The sequence below is a fragment of the Clostridium taeniosporum genome, assembly GCF_001735765.2.
In the GTDB taxonomy this organism is placed as follows: Bacteria; Bacillota; Clostridia; order Clostridiales; family Clostridiaceae; genus Clostridium; species Clostridium taeniosporum.
This window is the reverse complement of sequence record NZ_CP017256.2, coordinates 59,226-76,264: the sequence shown is the minus strand read 5'-3', so window position 1 is coordinate 76,264 and position 17,039 is coordinate 59,226. Positions and strand designations below refer to the sequence as shown.

Here is a 17,039-nt window from a genome sequence, read left to right as displayed (position 1 = left end):
AATGCATGATACTCTTAAAGAATAAGGACAAAAAGCTCCATATATATTAGTTGGACATTCATATGTATCATTGCAAGTAATAAAATTTGCACAAATGTATAAAAATGAAGTATCTGGAATAGTTCTAATAGATGGTGGCAATCCTGAGTTTTATGCTGAAAATGGTTTAGAAGTTCCTAAGAGTACAGAGTATACTCATAAATTCTTAAAATCTGTAGGAATATCAAGATTAGTACTTAATCATACAAATTATTATTCAAAAAATCTTAAATTACTTCCTGATAATTTAAAACAAACATATTTATCAATGATTTTAAAAACTATGTATAACAAAAATATTATAGATGAAGGTAAGTTGGCAATTATTAATGCAAAAACTGTGTTATAAAATGGATATTTAGGTAATTTACCTATGAAAATACTAACAAATGCAGATGATGATTATGCATGGAATAACAGTCAAGCAGCATTAAAAGAGTGGTCAACAAATAGTGAACAGATATTAGTGCATGGTGCAGGACACGCTATATATCACACAAAACCTGATGTGATAAATAATGAAATATTAAAATTAATAGAAAATTAACTATGAAAATAGCTAATACAGCACATTTGCAAAGCCTAAAACATATTATAATTTTGAACTAATATAAAGGAAGAAACAAGATGAATAATTATAGAATGTATCCATCGGATTATTATCCTGATACATCAAGTGATGACCAATACCACATATGTAATAATAATTGGGACTATCCTAGTCCTCATTTTAAAGGAGTCCCATATAATACACTTTTTGATGATACAGAATGTAGCTTAAGATCTGATTCTTCACAATTAGAAATGGACAATAATAAACTTGTATTAAAAGACTATGGTCCTAATCCTTTAGTAATTAATATTGATAAAGCTACAAAACAAAACAATAATTTTCGTACTGGTTTATGGACAGGAGAGCATTTGCAAGTTACTTTGATGAGTATCGATGTTGGTGATGACATTGGTTTAGAAATTCATCCAGATGTTGATCAGTTCATACGTATTGAAGAAGGACAGGGACTTGTTAAAATGGGAAGAAGTAAAGAAAAGCTAGATTTCCAAGCAAATGCCTATGATGACTTTGCAATCATGATACCTGCTGGTATGTGGCACAATGTTATAAATACAGGTAATAAACCACTTAAAGTATATGCTATATATGCACCACCTGAGCATCCTCGTGATATAGTTAATGTGACTAAACCAATTGAATAATTTGTTTAAATAACTATCAATAATAAGCTCTGTTTTAAATATGTGTACAAGCAAATTTAACAGAGTAATTGAAATTAATAATAAACAAATATTGTCTAACCTTATATGAATTTATATTATAAGGTTAGACTTATTTTATTATTAAAAATGTTCTTTAAAAGCGATTATTTTTATAGTGGTAAACTATGATATAATTAGGTAATATATACATATTATTAGAACCAAACTTTTAACATGGATTTATAGATGGTATATGTGCCCTTATTAAACTTAACTAAACATTTTAAAAGTAAAATATAGCATTATTCAGAAATTGATTTGCTATATTTTTTATTAAAGTTGCTTCTAAAAAATAGAATTTAAATATAAAGGAAGAATGATAATGAAAAAAAATAAACCATTGATCTTTACAAAAAAGAAAAATAAACTATTACTTTTTACAAAAATTCTTTATTCTATATGTATTATATGGACAATAATTTCATTTATTATTATTTACAGCAATATAAACAATAATATATCTTCAAAATTGGTAATTGGATATGGATTATTTATTTTCTTTATGTTGTTATACATTCCTATAATCACTTTATTTAATGCAAGAAAATTAAAATGGAATTCTCTAAAAAGGATATTGAAAAAATTTATTTCTTTATTTATAACATTTTTTATTGTTAATTGTGCTTTTGATTATATTTTTAGAAGTTATAATATAGATGTCTTTAATTCGTTTTATCATGCTCTAGGATTATCTTTTGGTTTAGCTTTCATGGATGTTATATTTTTTAAAAAAGAGAATAATTAAAATAGTTTAATTTCTAGCTTTCTAATAATTTATACAAATAGAAGTAAATAACATATTGAAATATCACATTTTCATTTTGAATAATGTGATATTTTTTTTGCACAATTCTAAAAAAATGTAAGTAATTGTAGTGCAGAAACTTTGATTAATTCAGTTTATAAAATAAGATTAAATATGTTTTTTTAATTGAGTAATTCTATTTTTATAAAATATAGCATAATTTTAATAAGGCATATGAAAATAAATAACAACTAAAAGCTGACACGGATGTTTTGTGAGGTTAATATGATAAAAAAAACGTCAGGAAAAATAATTGTTTTATTATCTACTACAATGTTTCTTATTAGCTTTATATTTTTTTGTATTTGGCAAAATAATAGCATCACTATTTCAAAATATGATTATGTAAATTCTAAGATACCACATGATTTTAATAATTTTACCATAGCTCATATTTCTGATTTGCATAATAAAATGTTTGGAAAAAATCAAGTTAAGCTATTAAATAAAGTTAAAAGCATTTCTCCAGATATAATTGTTATTACAGGTGATTTAATAGATAGACGTAAATATGATTTAGATACTGCTATAAAGTTTGTTTCAGGTGCCGTAAAAATAGCTCCTGTATATTATGTTTCAGGTAATCATGAGGCTTGGTCTGGAAAATTTCCTTTAATAAAAGAAAAATTAATGGATATGGGTGTTTATATTCTTGATGATAAAGCATTTAAACTGTCAAAGGGTAGCGGTTCAATACATCTCTTGGGTTTATCTGATCCAGATTTTCTTACATCTAACTATATGGATGGTACAGATACCAGTAAAATGGGGGAACAATTAACCAAATGGTCAACTGATAAAAGTTTTAAAATCTTACTTTCTCATAGGCCTGAACTCTTTGATTTATATTTTCAAAACAATATAGACTTAATTTTTACAGGACATGCACATGGAGGACAATTTAGAATTCCTGGCATAGGGGGAGTAATTGCTCCTGATCAAGGAATATTTCCTAAGTATACAAGTGGAAGCTACAATAAAGGGATATCTACAATGTTTGTAAGCAGAGGACTAGGTAATAGTATTTTTCCCATAAGAATTTTTAATAGACCAGAAATTGTTCAAGTAACATTAAAAGTACAATAAACAAAATGAAATTAACATTAATCATATAACCTTTATATCCTATCATATACATAATAATAACTTATGATTAGGAGATGATGTTATGAAACAAAAGGCATTTACAAGGTCTTTGACAATGATTTTATTTGTTATTTCTATAATTGAATTTTTCATGTTGTTAGTAAATATTAATGTTCCATCTATAGCAGTAATGATATCTACCCTATTGTTATTTACTATTGCCACATTGGAAGCTGTAAAAACACAAGAATTCAAGAAATTATTATATCCACTAATTGCAGTTTACTTTCTCTTAGTAATCCCCATTATAGAAAAATTAATATATAATAATATTTTGTTTATAGCCATTGTAATAGCAAGTTTTATTATTACTATGATGTTTTTATACAATAATTTACTAAAATCAAATAAAGAAAAATTTTAAATAAATATGTTACAACGTATATGATTTTATTAAATATTTAAAATTAAAACATATATATTATTAAAAGCATTAAGTAATAAAACAAACAGTATATGTAACATATTTTATCACAAAATAAGTTACTAATATTGTTATTAATACTATTACAATATTTGTTACATTAACCAATACTGTAATCATTGTATTTACTAGCATTTATAAAATATATATTTATAAAAAATTAATGTTTATATTGAAGATACTTTTAAAAATATAAGTATCTTTTTTGTTATATAAATTATTATAAAAAATGTAGATTTAATGAAGTAAATAAAAAAATCGTTAAGAGACTTTGGAGCGTGGATTTTTTTTAGCTATGCATCCTTTCCAAACATAGTACAGGAATACTGGTAGGGCATATGATTATTTTTTAAAAATTACATAATTTATTATTTACAAAATATGCTATAATTTATTCATAATGACAAATAAAAAGGAAGTACAGATTATTTATATTCCATGTACAAAATTTTTATAAAATAGATAGGAGTAAAAATGGAGATAAAAGAACAAGTAATACAAGTTAAAGATTATTTAACGAAATCTAATTTACCTGCAAGTGATTATGTCATAAATCCTTATATTGGTTGTCCCCATGCTTGTAAATACTGCTATGCTTGTTTCATGAAGCGATTTACAGGACATAAAGAAAAATGGGGAACATTTGTTGATATCAAAGAGTGTGATAAGCCTATAAGTTTGAAAAGGTTGCAAAATAAATCTGTTTTTCTTTCTTCTGTAACAGATTGTTATAATCCTTTTGAAGAAAAATATAAGGTTACAAGAAAAGTATTAAAACAATTAGTAGATATAGAGTGCTCCATTGGAATTTCTACAAAATCTAAACTTATTCTAAGAGATCTTGATTTATTAAAAAAATGTAAGGATTTAAAAGTATCTATATCTATAAATACATTGGATGAAGATTTAAATTTAAGAGGGGAATACAAGTCAAAAATATTAGACTATATTAAATGGAACTATCCAAACTTATACAATGAATATGAAAAAATATATCTTAAAGGTGAAAAAAAATATTGGATAGATTTATCTGTAGAAATAGAAAATTATTGCAATGAAAATGGCATAAAATATATCAATTATTTTTATCATAAAGAATTAGTTAAAGATAAACTAAAGCAAATTAAATAAAATAAAAACCTTGTCTTATATTGTGTACAAGGAAAAATAGGTAACATTAGAAGGTGAATATACATGATAACAAAAAGACCTTTATTGGTAACATTCATTGGAGATTTGAATTTATTTAATGCATTTTTACTGATAATATCACTTTTCCCAACGCCAAAATTTCTTGAACAATATATAACTGTTATTCCAATATGTGATTTAAAAGATTTTATAATTAGAATATTGATGATAATAAGTCTATTAATAATATCTTATGGATTTTTTAAACTTAAGAAGTGGGGCTATTGGTTAATGATTGGGTACAATTTATTTTTTCTAGTAATATCTATAATTGGGTTATTAACAAAAAACAATCAATTAGGTAATTACTTTATAGGATCATTATTAGCACTTATAGTTACATTTCCATCTAAACAATACTTTATTAAGATAATTTAATATTATGCTAAAATTAGTTTACAGTTTTAAACTTGTAAATTATAATTCAATTATATCTATAATTCTTAGTTTAATTACTTTTATATATGATGATACAATTCAGAGAATTATTATTAATTTAATAATAATTCTTGTACAAACTATTGCTTTAATTGTATCTATTTTTCTGATTGAGAAAGAATTAAAAAATAATTTTGATGAAAATAGAAATAGAAGAAATTCATAATAGTCTTATTATTATGAAGAATATAGTGAGGCACAAATTTATGTTTTTTAATATAGTAGGAATAATTTTAGTTATTGTAGGAATTGGGGGAATAATTTTTACCTTAAATAATAAAAATTATATGGCTCATAATGTGCTTGGATTACGAAAAGAACAATATGAAGTTATAAATAAGGATAGATTTAATAATATTATGGTAAATCAAAGTATAATTCAATTTATATGGATTTTATTAATAGGAGTTTTATATTTTATTAGTAAAAGCAAGGAGAATTTGGGGCTTGTATCATTAAATATCTTTCCAACTATTATTTTCTCTAAAAAAGCAAAAAAATATATTAGAATAAAATGAATGCTATGCATTATTATTATACGTAAAAAAGAGAATTCAAATTAATGAATTCTCTTTTTTCATGAGCTAATATCAAAATTATGTTCATTGAAATCTAATAGTATTATATTTACAAAATATGATATAATTAACTAAAGAAATAAATAGTACTTTAAACAGGAGCAGTTATGAAAAAAGATATTTTATTTAAAACAGATGATTTTATATTTTCATACCGTGTAGCGGGAGTTTTAATACATGACAATAAAATATTATTGCAAAAACCAGTGAATGATGATGGCTATTCATTGATTGGAGGTCATGTAACAATAAAAGAGACAACAGAACAAACTTTAATAAGAGAATTCAAAGAAGAAATACATGCAGAAATAAGTATTGTTAGTCTATTTGCAATAGGAGAAATATTTTTCCCATGGAATAAAAAGCCATGTCATCAAATTAGTTTATACTATAAAATTCAGTTAAGTGAATTAAATTCTATACCGGCTGATGGAAACTTCAGAGGATATGATGAAATAGGAAACGAAAGAATAGATATAGATTTTTGTTGGATTCCATTAGAAAAATTAAAAGAAATAAAAGTATACCCACAAGAATTAATTTCATATATCTTGGAAGATAAAAATGAAATGATTCATTTTATAAGTAGCCAATTATAAATTGTAATGATTAGATTATCTTTATAAATAGTAATTTGGTAATTTTAAAAAATAAGTCATACAGCAGATGCTATTCAAAAAGCATGGATGGAAATATTTTCAGAGTTATCAAAAAGAAATTATGAATTTGATGATAGAAAGCCTATTCTTGAACGCTATGCAATACAGATGATAAATAAGCATTATTTTGAAACTTGTGTACCAATATTATAACAAAATTCCAATTTAAAGAACTAGATATCAATGGGAGATGAAATAATATGAAAAAAAGATTACAAGTAATAGGATATTTAGGTTTAATAATTTTTATTGTTACATGTATTTTCAATAAAATAGTAAATTTTAGCGATATGTTTTCAGCTATATTAATGATTGGTTCATTTATTATGTTTTTGCCAATGTTAATTGAGGAAATTAAAAGTGTAAGAAAATTTGATAAGTAGAATTCTTTATGTAATTGAAAATTAAACAAATTCCAATTTGTATAGTCTTCTATAAGTATTATTATATCTAAAAATTTAGCTAGTTCAGTTTTAATCATAAGAACAAAGGAAATTCTTTTAAAATTAAGCAATTCTATATTTACAATATATGCTGTAATTGTTTTATGAAAATCTCCTAGTTTGGGTTTTATCCTATATTAATATTATAGTAAAAATAAAAATGTTAATATTGAAACGAAAATCATTAGTATTTTATAGAAACACTTAAGATTTAGCTATCTTAGGTGCTTTTTCTACGCAATTTTAAGTCTTTTTTATTATTCAAAATATAGATTTAATGAAGTAAATAAAAAGTATTTTTTGAAAATTCACCAATGTAGTATTTACAATATATGCTATAATTGATTCATGATAGTAAATTATCAGATGTTATTTTAAATAGTATTAAAAATTTAGTTAGATGGAGAGTAAAATAATGAATTGTTATGACGATACATATTTTTTAGGTAATTGGAATTTTAATGATAAAAAAGGTACTCTTAGTATTGAAAAAATAGGAGAAACATATAAGTGTATTTGGAAAATAGATAGAGAAAACACTCACTATGAGTATTTAGGAATTGGAATGTTTATTGATGGTAAGCTATTTGTATCAAGGTATCTAAATCAAGTTCCTGCAGCTGGAATTGGTATGTATAAGCCAATAGGAGATTTAAGATCAAATTCAGCACTTTGGGCATCTACACAGAATTTTGCTACATTAGGTTCAGGAATTGCATTGAGAAAAGATACAAGTGAAAATTTTGAAGGCAATTATAACGTTAGATACTTTATAAAAGGATATGAATCTCCTGTTTATGATTTAAAGATTATAAAAAAGGAACAAAGTAATAATTTATATGAACTTAATTGGGCTATAAATAATGAAGTTAAATTGCATGGAATTGGCACAATTCATAATCAACAGATGTTTATTGCTTATGGTGGGATAGATTTTGAGTATGAAGTGGTTATTTTAAGTATTAGAAATCAAAGTACATTAAATGGTAAATGTGCTTTATTAAGAAACAATAATCTAACTGAAGAAATTTATATTAAATAATAAATTCAATTTTATTTCTAGAATTATTTATATACAAAAGGAGTAAAACTATGGCTTATAAATTGAAAGAAGTAACAATAAGAACAAATAATTCTGAAGAAGGAACAAAAATGATTAGTGAAATCTGGAGAGATATTACAAGTGGAAAACTGCCCCTTCTTTTTGATAGTGAGAATATATTTCAACAAGGCATTTCGCCAGTTTCAAAATATAGTAACTATTCTAGTGATGAAAGTCAAGATTATGACCTTACCATAATGGCTGTAACATCAGACTTTTTTGAAAAAATGGAAGCAGCAGTAAGTACAGGCTTATATAAAAAATATGTTGAAAAAGATGAAAACGGAGAAATAGGTATATGTGCAAGAAAAGCATGGGAAAAAGTATGGAGTGAGCAAAAATTAGGAAATATAAAGAGAGCCTTTAACGAAGATTATGAGAGCACTGTTCCTAGTGAATATACGAAAGATGGAAAAGCACATTGTTATTTATACATTTCTATTCAGGTAAATATTAGTAAATAGCATTATTATGAGTTAGTTAATTTAGAATTTAACTATTAGATATTTTGAAAGGAATTGACAATGATAATAACGGTATCAGAGAAAAATATTCAAGAAGCAGCAAAAATTCACTCAATATCATGGAAAGATTCACATATAGATTTTTGTAGTAAAGATTTTATTGAAAAACATAATACTGAAAATCAGATTATGTACATACGTAATGAAATTAAACTTGGAAAAATTATGTATATATTAATAGAAAATTATCCCGTTGGAATTGTTTCAGTACATGATAATGTTATTGAAAATCTATATGTATTGCCAAATGAACAAGGTAATGGATATGGAACTAAATTATTATTATTTGCAATTAGTAAATGTAAAAATGAACCTATATTATGGATATTGAATAATAATAAAAGGGCATACAAACTATATTCAAAATATGGGTTTAAAAAAACAGGTAATATTAATATTTTATCTGAAAGTATATCAGAAATAGAGATGAAAAAAAGTCAAAGCTAAATTCCAATTTGTAGAGTTGTCTATAAATATTATCATATTCAAAAATTTACTTTTGATTAAATGTACCATTTAATGCAATGAATTATTACAAAATAAAGAGGAGAAAACTATGAAAAAATTTGATATTAAAAGTATAGTTACAGGCTTAATCATTGGTGTAATAGGAACTTCTGTTGTTTTTGTAGCAGTAGAAAAAATAAAAACAAATACTAAGGCTACTACTATTCCTGTAGTAGAAGAAAAAAAGTCAGAAGCTACTAATAACAATAAGGCTGCTACTATTCCTACAGAAGAAGATACAAAATCAGAAACTATTACTAATGATAAAATTTATTTTAATGAAAATGAATCAAATGAAGAAACTATGGATAAAATCCAAAAAGGCATGGAAATTAAAGCTGATTCTTCAAACAATGAAACAGATGCAGAAGCTATAGAAACCATGAAGAAAACAGGAAATTGGAGTTATATTGAAAAACATATCCCACATATGACTACTAATGGTATTGAAAAAGTGATAGAAATCTATAACTCAAAACATATTAATCCATCTGAACATAAAAAAGCATCTGATTATATAAACAAGTAAATAAAAATGAAACTATTTCCATTTAGTTTTGTAAAAAAGATTAAATTTCACAATTGAGTGGTTTGCTTGTCCATTTACAGTATAATAAACATTATAAATTTCGTCTCTTGCAGTTAGTTTTTCTATATTGTCTACTTGTCCACTTAAATTATTTATATGTTCATATATCTTTTTTTTACAAATTATAGGTCTCAATACTTTTTCATATAATAATAAAAATATAATAAAAAGAACTATGCCTACTGATTTCATAATATACTCCTTTCTTAGTTGAAACAGTACTTTATTTCATATTATCATACCTTGCAAAGTTTCGAAATAATAATACTATTAATGATTGTAATAATTTTTTTAAAGTTTATATAAGACAGAAATGAATAAATGAATACTCATTACATTTATATTAATATATGTTATTAAAGTATTATGGTTTAACAAATGGGAAAGAAGAAAAATTCATTGATAATAAAACAAAGCCAGGGCTTAATAAAAATTAAACCCTAGCTTCACTTAGAAAGACTAGTGTACCTATGGGGATTTTAAAATTATTTTCGGAGTAATCCCCAAATATTATTGTTAAAATCATTGCCCATGAGAATCACCTCTTTCATTAATTATTATGTGCAGTATTAAATTAAATATACATAAATAATTAATGATTATATAATAAATCCAAAAAACTCAAATAATATATGATTTTTATAAAATAAATATAACCAAACACTTATTTTATCCGAATTCATGTCCTGGTATTCCATTATTAACATACGTCTTACCTTCTAATGGCTTGAATCCTGAGATCTCCATGTCTGTTATAACAGGATAGGCATCATGATTATTGGGAAATGTAAAGTTAAGGGTATAATCATTTCCATAAAAAGTAGCTTTTGTTCCATCTCCTATAAAATAAGCTGTATTTGTAAGGAAAATAACCTTTCTATTTTCTTTTCCAGAACTCAACACATTTACTTCATAAACAGTAAAATCAAAAGAAGTATTAGTTACATTAGAAATTACAACTTCAGAATAATTTTTTAAGATATTATCTCCGAAACATCTATCATCAAAATAAGTACCTTCATATAATTTAACTTTACTATTTACTTTGGTTATTTTTTTAGAGACATTATCTTTATTTTTTACTACTTGTTTATTTGGATTTATTTTAGTGGATTTTATAGATTTTGTATTATTTGAACCGGTCTCTTTTTTTTCATTAATACTATTTTGTTTATTAGTAGCTTGTACTTCATCATTAATATCTTTTGAATCATCTTCTAAAGTTTGATTTTCATTAGTATCTTGTACAGGTTTATTGTCTTTTTTATTACTATTACAACCAACTAAAATGAAAATTAAACTTAAACATAATATTAAAATTAAATTTTTCTTCATAATTCAAACTCCTTTGATTTAAAAATTAGCAATTATAATATTATTATAATAGAATTATCTACTTTGTTTGTATTTTTTCTGTAAAAAATTTAAAATATTTACAAATACCAAATAGCCATATTATCTCTTCTACTGTTTTAGAATTTTACTTGAATTAAAATACATATACTACAAAAATTAAATGTGTTATAATTATTTACAATATATATCAGGAAAATTTTTTATATAGTTCATTTAATTGTAAATAAAATGGATATTATTAGTATATTACTGCTTATTGTTGCTGGAACTAGTGTTGGTTGTTGATATTATATTTAATTCTTTAGATTGTATTAATGATAAATAGAATTTATAAAATTAGTAAAAGTGGAGGTATTAAAATGTTTGAATCAAGATGTGGAGTTCTATGTAATAGCTGTAAAAGAAAAGAACAGGTACATTGCAATGGATGTATTAATATGGTTAAGCCATTTTGGGGTGGAGAATGCAAAGTTAAATCATGCTGTGAAAATAAAATCCTTAATCACTGTGGAGAGTGTATAGATTTTCCTTGCGAAATGCTTTCAACCATGGGCGTTAAAGAAGGATTTGATCCAGCTCCAAAGATAGCAAATTGCAAAAAATGGATGAAAGAAAATAAATGAAAAAGAAAGTTATTAAAAAATTCTGCAGGCTCCATATAAAAAGTTTATTTGGTTTGAAAATTCAGCACATTATCCACAATATACTGAAAGTGATAAATTCTATGATTTATTATTGGACATTTTAAACAAAAACATTAAAAATTCTGATGTAAGTGCTAATTATACAGAAAGCTTAGTTAGTTTGGCTTGAAGCATAAGAACAAAGTATTTTTAAGTAATAAAATATGTAACAAAAAATAGAACAGTTTTTGTTATATTTTTTGTTACATTAAATAAATTTTTACTTAAATTATTTCCTAATCTAACTAATTACTATAAAATTATTATAGAACAAAGTGGTTACGTCACGCTTTTTAGTTGAAAGTTAAGGTAGTGTAGGAATAATGATATAGATGTAATACTAAGAGATAGCTTCATTATCCTCTCTGTAATCATTTACATATTGGGCAAAATCCCATTCTTTTAAAAATTTTTCTGTACTGTCATATCCAGATTGATATAATTCTAAGCTTTTTTCCTTTGATATATCAAATTCAGTTGCACCTACTCCTAGTGTTGGGATGCTTATTGTTCTAACTAAATCCTTATCTCTAATATAATTATCTTCACTATTATGACTAAATATGCAAGTGCTTATTACATCATATGCGTAATATAAGAAATTATTTTTGTCTTGTGCCGTATAGCTTAATTCATTTTCATTAAGGTTAAAGCCAAAAGTTGGGTGATCTGGTTTGCCTTCTGTATCAAATATCCATATAGGATAATTAGATAAAATTCCACCATCTACAATAAAGCTTGTTTCTTTACCATATTTTAATTCTACTGGTTTAAAGAAAAATGGAATACTCATACTCATTCTCACTGCTTTTGATATTTCAAATTCCATAGGATCTATTCCATACTTTTTAAGATCATCAGGCAAAATTATCATAGTACTATTAGTTATATCAGCAGCAATTATTTTAAGTTTTGACTTTCCATTTACAGATACATCTTTAAACTTTGTTTTTGATTTTGCTTTAAGAAGCTTGTCTATCCATATTTCAAAATAATCTCCACTATAAAAACCTTTATCTGTAAATAAATTATACATATGAGATGCCTTTTCTAATATATTTCCTGAGCTAAGTATAGATATATTCTTATCTAAGAAATTATTATAATCTGTATTAAGCATAATCTCTTTTACTTCTGCTGCTGTATATCCTACTGCTAAAAGTGCTGATATTATAGATCCTGCTGATGTTCCAGCACATCTTTCTATTGAATATCCTTTTTCTTCAAGTTTAGCTATAGCTCCTACAAAAGCTATTCCTTTAACTCCTCCCCCTTCAAATACTGCATCAAATTTTTTGTTATTGTTCATATTTATCATCCCTTTTTATAAGTTTATTTTTGAAGATTAATTCATTGTGTAATCTTCTATATACTTAAAGGGTTTTTTATTGCAAAATGTAAACTTAATTTTAAAAAGTTAATTTCTTATCCTAGATATGAAAATAAAAAAGAAATTAAATAAATATTCTTTGTTAAAAACTCTATAACCCCCTAATAGTAATATGATAATTCTTGAAATGCTAAAGGTATTATATAAATACCTACTATAAAATATGTTATAATTAACCAATATATAAATATTAATTTAAAATACAGATATAAATAAGGACTACTTATAAAATCTACTGTTAGTAGATTGATTTTATCTATAAAATTCCATATATTTGAAACATATTCTATATGGAGGGATGTATATGGATAAAGAGAAGTTTGGTAAGTTTATTTGTGAATTAAGAAAAGAACAAGGTATGACACAACAAGACTTAGGAAATTAAAAAAGATTATATGTGTTTTTTTAACTTCTATATTTTCAATATGGTTATTAGGTTTTGTGATTAAGTTTATTAGTTCCTGCTTTCCTTAATCCTTATATTTTTCATCTATATTACAACACTTTCCCTAAGCATATCTTTTGAAAAGTAATTTAAATTTAATCCAATATAGTATATAATTGTATTAAAATCAAATATATTCTATGGAGGTACATTTATGACTAGTTGTAATTTATCAATAAAAGAGCGATATAATATTATATTTTTAATCTCCCTATTTATTATTTCATTTAGTGTATTGATTGCAATGATATTGATACTATTTGCTAATTCTTCAGATATTTCAGACTTAAAGCGACCTGTACCATACTTATTACTACCTATATATTTAATTGTTAGACTTGTATTTCTAAAAATAGAAATACATAAAAACATAAAAACAAACAAATTTGAGGAAATAGTTAAATTATTATTATTCATTTATTTTTTAACTATTATATCAGTAAAATTTTTCCCATTAGATAAGGATTGTGTACAAGAGTTATTAGCTACAAATATTCTTTCATTTAGCACCCTATTCTCATTAAAATCTGTAATGATAATCTTTACAAGAAACTTAATATTATTTATGCCCCTAGGATTTTTAACACCTATTATTATAAGTAAAATGAAAAATATATCTAATTGTGCTATTATTAGTCTAATTTTTTCTATAGCAATATATCTACTACAAATAACATTACATTATATTGGTATTTATTTTTTAGTTATAATAAGTTTAGATATGTTACTTAGCAATATAATTGGTGCTCTAATAGGATATGGAATTTATCATTTTATATCCAATCATAATAAAGACGCTATAATGATGTAATTTAATGCATATACATGATTGATCTAAATTTATTTTTTCTATTAATCCATCAACCATTGCAATAGTAGTATTTATATAGTTTTTATAAAACATATAAAAACTATATAAATACTGCTAAAGATCAGTATTATAACTAAAAAGAACTAGAAAAAAATACTTTTATATTTTTTTCTAGTTCTTTTAATAAAATCTTAATCTTTTTTACACAAATCTCACTGCATTCCCATTCTATTACTTCTTTCAGTTTATTAAGTGTATACCATGATAAAAAACTTAATCAATAGTCACTTTATTTCTTCATATTTGCAAAATATAGAAACTATAGGAGTCATAAAAATTATCCAACCAATATAGAATAATATTATTCCACAACCAATTAAAGGTATTAATTTAGATTGCATAAGTATTGGCATATACAATATTGCACATATTATTAATCTTGAATACCATATCACTTTATATTCAATTGAGCATTTTTCACATTTAATCTTCCAATTCCAAACAGACTTTAATACCTGTTTATAACTAAATTTATTATTGCAATTAGGACATACATGTTTCATATACTTTTTATCCTCCTATATTTATAACTTAATAATATTCATGTCTTCTAATTGTAATTACTAACCAGTTAAAGTATTATATTTTATTTTCATCACAATTAGTAAATATTTCCCAGAAAATATTATAACATTATATTTAAATAAATAACAAAGTGGTAGATAAATAGTTGAATATATATACCATAAACATATATAATTAAATACAAATATAAAGCACATCAATATGCCTTATGTGCTTAAAAGTAGGTGCATATCATGATTGAATTATTTAAGAGTAATATAGAAAAAAAGTTTAATATAAAATTTAAAAAGCTAACTAAAAAAAACTTTGATCATTTCTTTAAAAGCTTAATCTCTGAATTAGAGAACATTAAAGATATTGAAAAAAGAGAATTAATAGTAAAAAATATATGTTCAAATGTTAAAAGAACTAAGGCTAGATGGATAAAGAAAATACTTAATACTAAAGATAGTGAATTCTCAAAAAGTATTGAATTTGCTGAGATTCAATATAAAAAAGTTTTAAATAAAGAAATTTCACTTAAAAAATTTAAAAGTTATTTTGACTGTGAAAATGTAGATATATATAAAGAAAAATCCTTACATAAATTAGATACATGGAAAAAAGATACTAATTCATTACTTACTGAATTTATATATATAGATGATTTAAATAAACTTGCTATTACAAGTGCATTTAAAAATGATATTCTTATTGAATTTTCTAAGTTTTGTGAAAATCAGGAAGCTGCTTTAAGCAATACTACTAAAATTCCTAGTATTTTATCACAAATACCTATAGACACAACTTCACGCACATATTTCTTAACTGATAAGCAAAAAAAAGATTTAGATACATGTACAGATATAGATGAGTTTTCAACTATTGATAGATATATAATGATTGGAGAAGATGAACAAAACGAATTATTACTACAACTAGAACAAAAAACATATCTTCAAATCAAACATGATGGTAATTCAGAAAAGGTATTAGACTTATTAACTCAAATTGCTTTGATTAAGTCTGTAAAGTACTTAAATAGATTAGATGTTAATATTATCAGTTATTATTACACTCATTTTCATAAAATAGTTCTTGGTGAACCTATTATAAAGAGTATATATCAAATAACTTTAGATTTAGGTCTTGCAAATACAATTAAAAATTATGATGCAATTGAAAGCTCTATTGCAAAGTTAGGTAGTATAAACCTATCATATAAAATAGAAGGAAACTCTATAAATGGAATCTTTCTAGAAAGTTCTATATATGAAAGTAATGGAGTACGTATGGCTAAAGTTTACCTTGGAAGTATTTTAAAAGAGCTTATATTAAAGAAAAGTACTCTAGAATATGATGGTGATATATTTAATTCATTAGGGGCAGATGCACAGCAACTTGCAATTTGGCTTCAAAAAAGAAGATATAAGTGTGCAATAACAAATGCTGATTATAATGAAACCATAAGTCTTTCTAAGTTTTCTACAGCAATCTACTGGAATACAAAACGTATAGATAGAAAAAGAAATAGGATTATAACTGCACTTAATGAATTAGAAAATAGTAATATAGTTGTTTCAGCTTCTTTATATGATAAAAAGAATGTTTCTTTTGAAATAAAGTACATTCCGTTATCTTCTAAAGAACTACTAAGACTTCATATTGATCCAAGTAACAACAACGTTATTGAACAATCAAATACAAATTTTATTGAATAAATTCCTCTATCCATGAGCTTTATCCAATAGCTAGCATCTGTAATTTCATAACAGATACATACTCCTGGATGTAGTACTTCTTGTGTGTATAACAATTTCTAATCCCCAGTTGGCTAATAATTTTGTTTATACTATAAAACATATTAAGATAAATAACTAATCAGTATGCTAGTTTATTTAATTTCATATACCTAATATCAATATTTATTTAAAACATAGCTAATAATTTAAATGCTAAGTACTAAAAACAAGTACTTAGCATTTTTTAATTATTCTTTTTAACTGTTCATTGTTAATCAAAATGTATTCTTAACCATTTTATTCCCTTAAATATAAATTAAGTAAAGAT

General features: G+C 24.1%; 23 protein-coding genes and 1 pseudogene. 20 read left to right on the top strand and 4 right to left on the bottom strand.

Translation table 11 applies throughout. The features are described 5' to 3' along the window. The first annotated feature begins 70 nt into the window (after window positions 1-70). The 17 genes and pseudogenes from BGI42_RS15530 to BGI42_RS15455 all read left to right on the top strand — a co-directional run bounded on the left by BGI42_RS15530 (window position 71) and on the right by BGI42_RS15455 (window position 9,660). Entirely contained in the window at window positions 71-388 is a 318-nt protein-coding gene (locus BGI42_RS15530; protein WP_069681241.1) for a hypothetical protein, read from the top strand. Window positions 389-412: 24 nt separating this feature from the next. Further along, complete coding sequence (locus BGI42_RS15995; protein WP_125461028.1) at window positions 413-586, top strand: alpha/beta fold hydrolase; 174 nt, start codon at window positions 413-415, stop codon at window positions 584-586. Window positions 587-666: 80 nt separating this feature from the next. Then, the gene (locus BGI42_RS15525) at window positions 667-1,254 is read left to right on the top strand and encodes a cupin domain-containing protein (protein ID WP_069681240.1); all 588 of its coding nucleotides are present in this window, start codon (window positions 667-669) and stop codon (window positions 1,252-1,254) included. 382 nt (window positions 1,255-1,636) lie between these two features. Continuing rightward, window positions 1,637-2,059 carry a hypothetical protein gene (locus tag BGI42_RS15520; RefSeq protein WP_069681239.1) on the top strand — a complete coding sequence of 141 codons (423 nt, stop codon included), beginning with the start codon at window positions 1,637-1,639 and terminating at the stop codon, window positions 2,057-2,059. 285 nt (window positions 2,060-2,344) lie between these two features. Beyond that, window positions 2,345-3,205: a metallophosphoesterase gene (locus BGI42_RS15515; protein ID WP_069681238.1), complete on the top strand. Its 861-nt coding sequence runs from the start codon at window positions 2,345-2,347 to the stop codon at window positions 3,203-3,205. A gap of 82 nt (window positions 3,206-3,287) precedes the next feature. Further along, window positions 3,288-3,629, top strand: a complete 342-nt coding sequence (locus BGI42_RS15510; RefSeq protein ID WP_069681237.1) for a hypothetical protein — start codon at window positions 3,288-3,290, stop codon at window positions 3,627-3,629. Window positions 3,630-4,163: 534 nt separating this feature from the next. Continuing rightward, window positions 4,164-4,820, top strand: coding sequence for a radical SAM protein (locus BGI42_RS15505; RefSeq protein WP_069681236.1), 657 nt, complete (start codon window positions 4,164-4,166; stop codon window positions 4,818-4,820). Between the two features lie 63 nt (window positions 4,821-4,883). Then, on the top strand, window positions 4,884-5,258 hold the full coding sequence (locus BGI42_RS15500) for a hypothetical protein (protein ID WP_069681235.1): 375 nt from the start codon (window positions 4,884-4,886) through the stop codon (window positions 5,256-5,258). A 4-nt stretch (window positions 5,259-5,262) separates the two neighbouring features. Beyond that, complete coding sequence (locus tag BGI42_RS15495; protein WP_069681234.1) at window positions 5,263-5,484, top strand: hypothetical protein; 222 nt, start codon at window positions 5,263-5,265, stop codon at window positions 5,482-5,484. Window positions 5,485-5,524: 40 nt separating this feature from the next. Next, a complete protein-coding gene (locus BGI42_RS15490) occupies window positions 5,525-5,836 on the top strand; it encodes a hypothetical protein (RefSeq protein WP_125461027.1) in 312 nt (103 codons plus the stop codon). A 167-nt stretch (window positions 5,837-6,003) separates the two neighbouring features. Further along, window positions 6,004-6,495: an NUDIX hydrolase gene (locus BGI42_RS15485; RefSeq protein WP_069681232.1), complete on the top strand. Its 492-nt coding sequence runs from the start codon at window positions 6,004-6,006 to the stop codon at window positions 6,493-6,495. Window positions 6,496-6,543: 48 nt separating this feature from the next. Continuing rightward, window positions 6,544-6,708: pseudogene (locus BGI42_RS15480) on the top strand (DNA gyrase inhibitor); the annotation flags it as partial. A 47-nt stretch (window positions 6,709-6,755) separates the two neighbouring features. Then, a complete protein-coding gene (locus tag BGI42_RS15475; protein WP_069681231.1) occupies window positions 6,756-6,938 on the top strand; it encodes a hypothetical protein in 183 nt (60 codons plus the stop codon). Between the two features lie 475 nt (window positions 6,939-7,413). Then, complete coding sequence (locus BGI42_RS15470) at window positions 7,414-8,040, top strand: hypothetical protein (RefSeq protein ID WP_069681230.1); 627 nt, start codon at window positions 7,414-7,416, stop codon at window positions 8,038-8,040. 50 nt (window positions 8,041-8,090) lie between these two features. After that, complete coding sequence (locus BGI42_RS15465) at window positions 8,091-8,564, top strand: hypothetical protein (RefSeq protein ID WP_069681229.1); 474 nt, start codon at window positions 8,091-8,093, stop codon at window positions 8,562-8,564. A 60-nt stretch (window positions 8,565-8,624) separates the two neighbouring features. After that, window positions 8,625-9,071, top strand: coding sequence for a GNAT family N-acetyltransferase (locus tag BGI42_RS15460; protein ID WP_069681228.1), 447 nt, complete (start codon window positions 8,625-8,627; stop codon window positions 9,069-9,071). A 109-nt stretch (window positions 9,072-9,180) separates the two neighbouring features. Then, complete coding sequence (locus BGI42_RS15455) at window positions 9,181-9,660, top strand: hypothetical protein (protein ID WP_069681227.1); 480 nt, start codon at window positions 9,181-9,183, stop codon at window positions 9,658-9,660. 12 nt (window positions 9,661-9,672) lie between these two features. Here the strand turns inward: BGI42_RS15455 and BGI42_RS15450 are convergent, their stop codons facing one another. Then, window positions 9,673-9,912, bottom strand: a complete 240-nt coding sequence (locus BGI42_RS15450) for a hypothetical protein (RefSeq protein ID WP_069681226.1) — start codon at window positions 9,910-9,912, stop codon at window positions 9,673-9,675. 477 nt (window positions 9,913-10,389) lie between these two features. Further along, complete coding sequence (locus BGI42_RS15445; protein ID WP_069681225.1) at window positions 10,390-11,055, bottom strand: hypothetical protein; 666 nt, start codon at window positions 11,053-11,055, stop codon at window positions 10,390-10,392. Window positions 11,056-11,435: 380 nt separating this feature from the next. Here BGI42_RS15445 and BGI42_RS15440 point away from each other — a divergent pair, with 380 nt between their 5' ends. Beyond that, window positions 11,436-11,699, top strand: coding sequence for a DUF3795 domain-containing protein (locus BGI42_RS15440; protein ID WP_069681224.1), 264 nt, complete (start codon window positions 11,436-11,438; stop codon window positions 11,697-11,699). Between the two features lie 400 nt (window positions 11,700-12,099). Here the strand turns inward: BGI42_RS15440 and BGI42_RS15435 are convergent, their stop codons facing one another. Next, window positions 12,100-13,068 carry a patatin-like phospholipase family protein gene (locus BGI42_RS15435; RefSeq protein WP_069681223.1) on the bottom strand — a complete coding sequence of 323 codons (969 nt, stop codon included), beginning with the start codon at window positions 13,066-13,068 and terminating at the stop codon, window positions 12,100-12,102. A gap of 680 nt (window positions 13,069-13,748) precedes the next feature. Here BGI42_RS15435 and BGI42_RS15430 point away from each other — a divergent pair. Continuing rightward, the gene (locus BGI42_RS15430; protein ID WP_069681222.1) at window positions 13,749-14,405 is read left to right on the top strand and encodes a VanZ family protein; all 657 of its coding nucleotides are present in this window, start codon (window positions 13,749-13,751) and stop codon (window positions 14,403-14,405) included. A gap of 284 nt (window positions 14,406-14,689) precedes the next feature. Here the strand turns inward: BGI42_RS15430 and BGI42_RS15425 are convergent, their stop codons facing one another. Continuing rightward, window positions 14,690-14,968, bottom strand: coding sequence for a TIGR04104 family putative zinc finger protein (locus BGI42_RS15425; RefSeq protein WP_069681221.1), 279 nt, complete (start codon window positions 14,966-14,968; stop codon window positions 14,690-14,692). A gap of 255 nt (window positions 14,969-15,223) precedes the next feature. Between BGI42_RS15425 and BGI42_RS15420 the strand changes: the two genes are divergently transcribed. Then, complete coding sequence (locus tag BGI42_RS15420; RefSeq protein ID WP_069681220.1) at window positions 15,224-16,690, top strand: hypothetical protein; 1,467 nt, start codon at window positions 15,224-15,226, stop codon at window positions 16,688-16,690. Window positions 16,691-17,039 lie beyond the last annotated feature (349 nt).

What these genes read in the sequence shown, in the direction of transcription:
- BGI42_RS15995 (WP_125461028.1), top strand. Translation starts at nt 413, where the DNA reads ATGAAAATACTAACAAATGCAGATGATGATTATGCATGGAATAACAGT.
- BGI42_RS15525 (WP_069681240.1), top strand. Translation starts at nt 667, where the DNA reads ATGAATAATTATAGAATGTATCCATCGGATTATTATCCTGATACATCA.
- BGI42_RS15520 (WP_069681239.1), top strand. Translation starts at nt 1,637, where the DNA reads ATGAAAAAAAATAAACCATTGATCTTTACAAAAAAGAAAAATAAACTA.
- BGI42_RS15515 (WP_069681238.1), top strand. Translation starts at nt 2,345, where the DNA reads ATGATAAAAAAAACGTCAGGAAAAATAATTGTTTTATTATCTACTACA.
- BGI42_RS15510 (WP_069681237.1), top strand. Translation starts at nt 3,288, where the DNA reads ATGAAACAAAAGGCATTTACAAGGTCTTTGACAATGATTTTATTTGTT.
- BGI42_RS15505 (WP_069681236.1), top strand. Translation starts at nt 4,164, where the DNA reads ATGGAGATAAAAGAACAAGTAATACAAGTTAAAGATTATTTAACGAAA.
- BGI42_RS15500 (WP_069681235.1), top strand. Translation starts at nt 4,884, where the DNA reads ATGATAACAAAAAGACCTTTATTGGTAACATTCATTGGAGATTTGAAT.
- BGI42_RS15495 (WP_069681234.1), top strand. Translation starts at nt 5,263, where the DNA reads ATGCTAAAATTAGTTTACAGTTTTAAACTTGTAAATTATAATTCAATT.
- BGI42_RS15490 (WP_125461027.1), top strand. Translation starts at nt 5,525, where the DNA reads ATGTTTTTTAATATAGTAGGAATAATTTTAGTTATTGTAGGAATTGGG.
- BGI42_RS15485 (WP_069681232.1), top strand. Translation starts at nt 6,004, where the DNA reads ATGAAAAAAGATATTTTATTTAAAACAGATGATTTTATATTTTCATAC.
- BGI42_RS15475 (WP_069681231.1), top strand. Translation starts at nt 6,756, where the DNA reads ATGAAAAAAAGATTACAAGTAATAGGATATTTAGGTTTAATAATTTTT.
- BGI42_RS15470 (WP_069681230.1), top strand. Translation starts at nt 7,414, where the DNA reads ATGAATTGTTATGACGATACATATTTTTTAGGTAATTGGAATTTTAAT.
- BGI42_RS15465 (WP_069681229.1), top strand. Translation starts at nt 8,091, where the DNA reads ATGGCTTATAAATTGAAAGAAGTAACAATAAGAACAAATAATTCTGAA.
- BGI42_RS15460 (WP_069681228.1), top strand. Translation starts at nt 8,625, where the DNA reads ATGATAATAACGGTATCAGAGAAAAATATTCAAGAAGCAGCAAAAATT.
- BGI42_RS15455 (WP_069681227.1), top strand. Translation starts at nt 9,181, where the DNA reads ATGAAAAAATTTGATATTAAAAGTATAGTTACAGGCTTAATCATTGGT.
- BGI42_RS15450 (WP_069681226.1), bottom strand. Translation starts at nt 9,912, where the DNA reads ATGAAATCAGTAGGCATAGTTCTTTTTATTATATTTTTATTATTATAT.
- BGI42_RS15445 (WP_069681225.1), bottom strand. Translation starts at nt 11,055, where the DNA reads ATGAAGAAAAATTTAATTTTAATATTATGTTTAAGTTTAATTTTCATT.
- BGI42_RS15440 (WP_069681224.1), top strand. Translation starts at nt 11,436, where the DNA reads ATGTTTGAATCAAGATGTGGAGTTCTATGTAATAGCTGTAAAAGAAAA.
- BGI42_RS15435 (WP_069681223.1), bottom strand. Translation starts at nt 13,068, where the DNA reads ATGAACAATAACAAAAAATTTGATGCAGTATTTGAAGGGGGAGGAGTT.
- BGI42_RS15430 (WP_069681222.1), top strand. Translation starts at nt 13,749, where the DNA reads ATGACTAGTTGTAATTTATCAATAAAAGAGCGATATAATATTATATTT.
- BGI42_RS15425 (WP_069681221.1), bottom strand. Translation starts at nt 14,968, where the DNA reads ATGAAACATGTATGTCCTAATTGCAATAATAAATTTAGTTATAAACAG.
- BGI42_RS15420 (WP_069681220.1), top strand. Translation starts at nt 15,224, where the DNA reads ATGATTGAATTATTTAAGAGTAATATAGAAAAAAAGTTTAATATAAAA.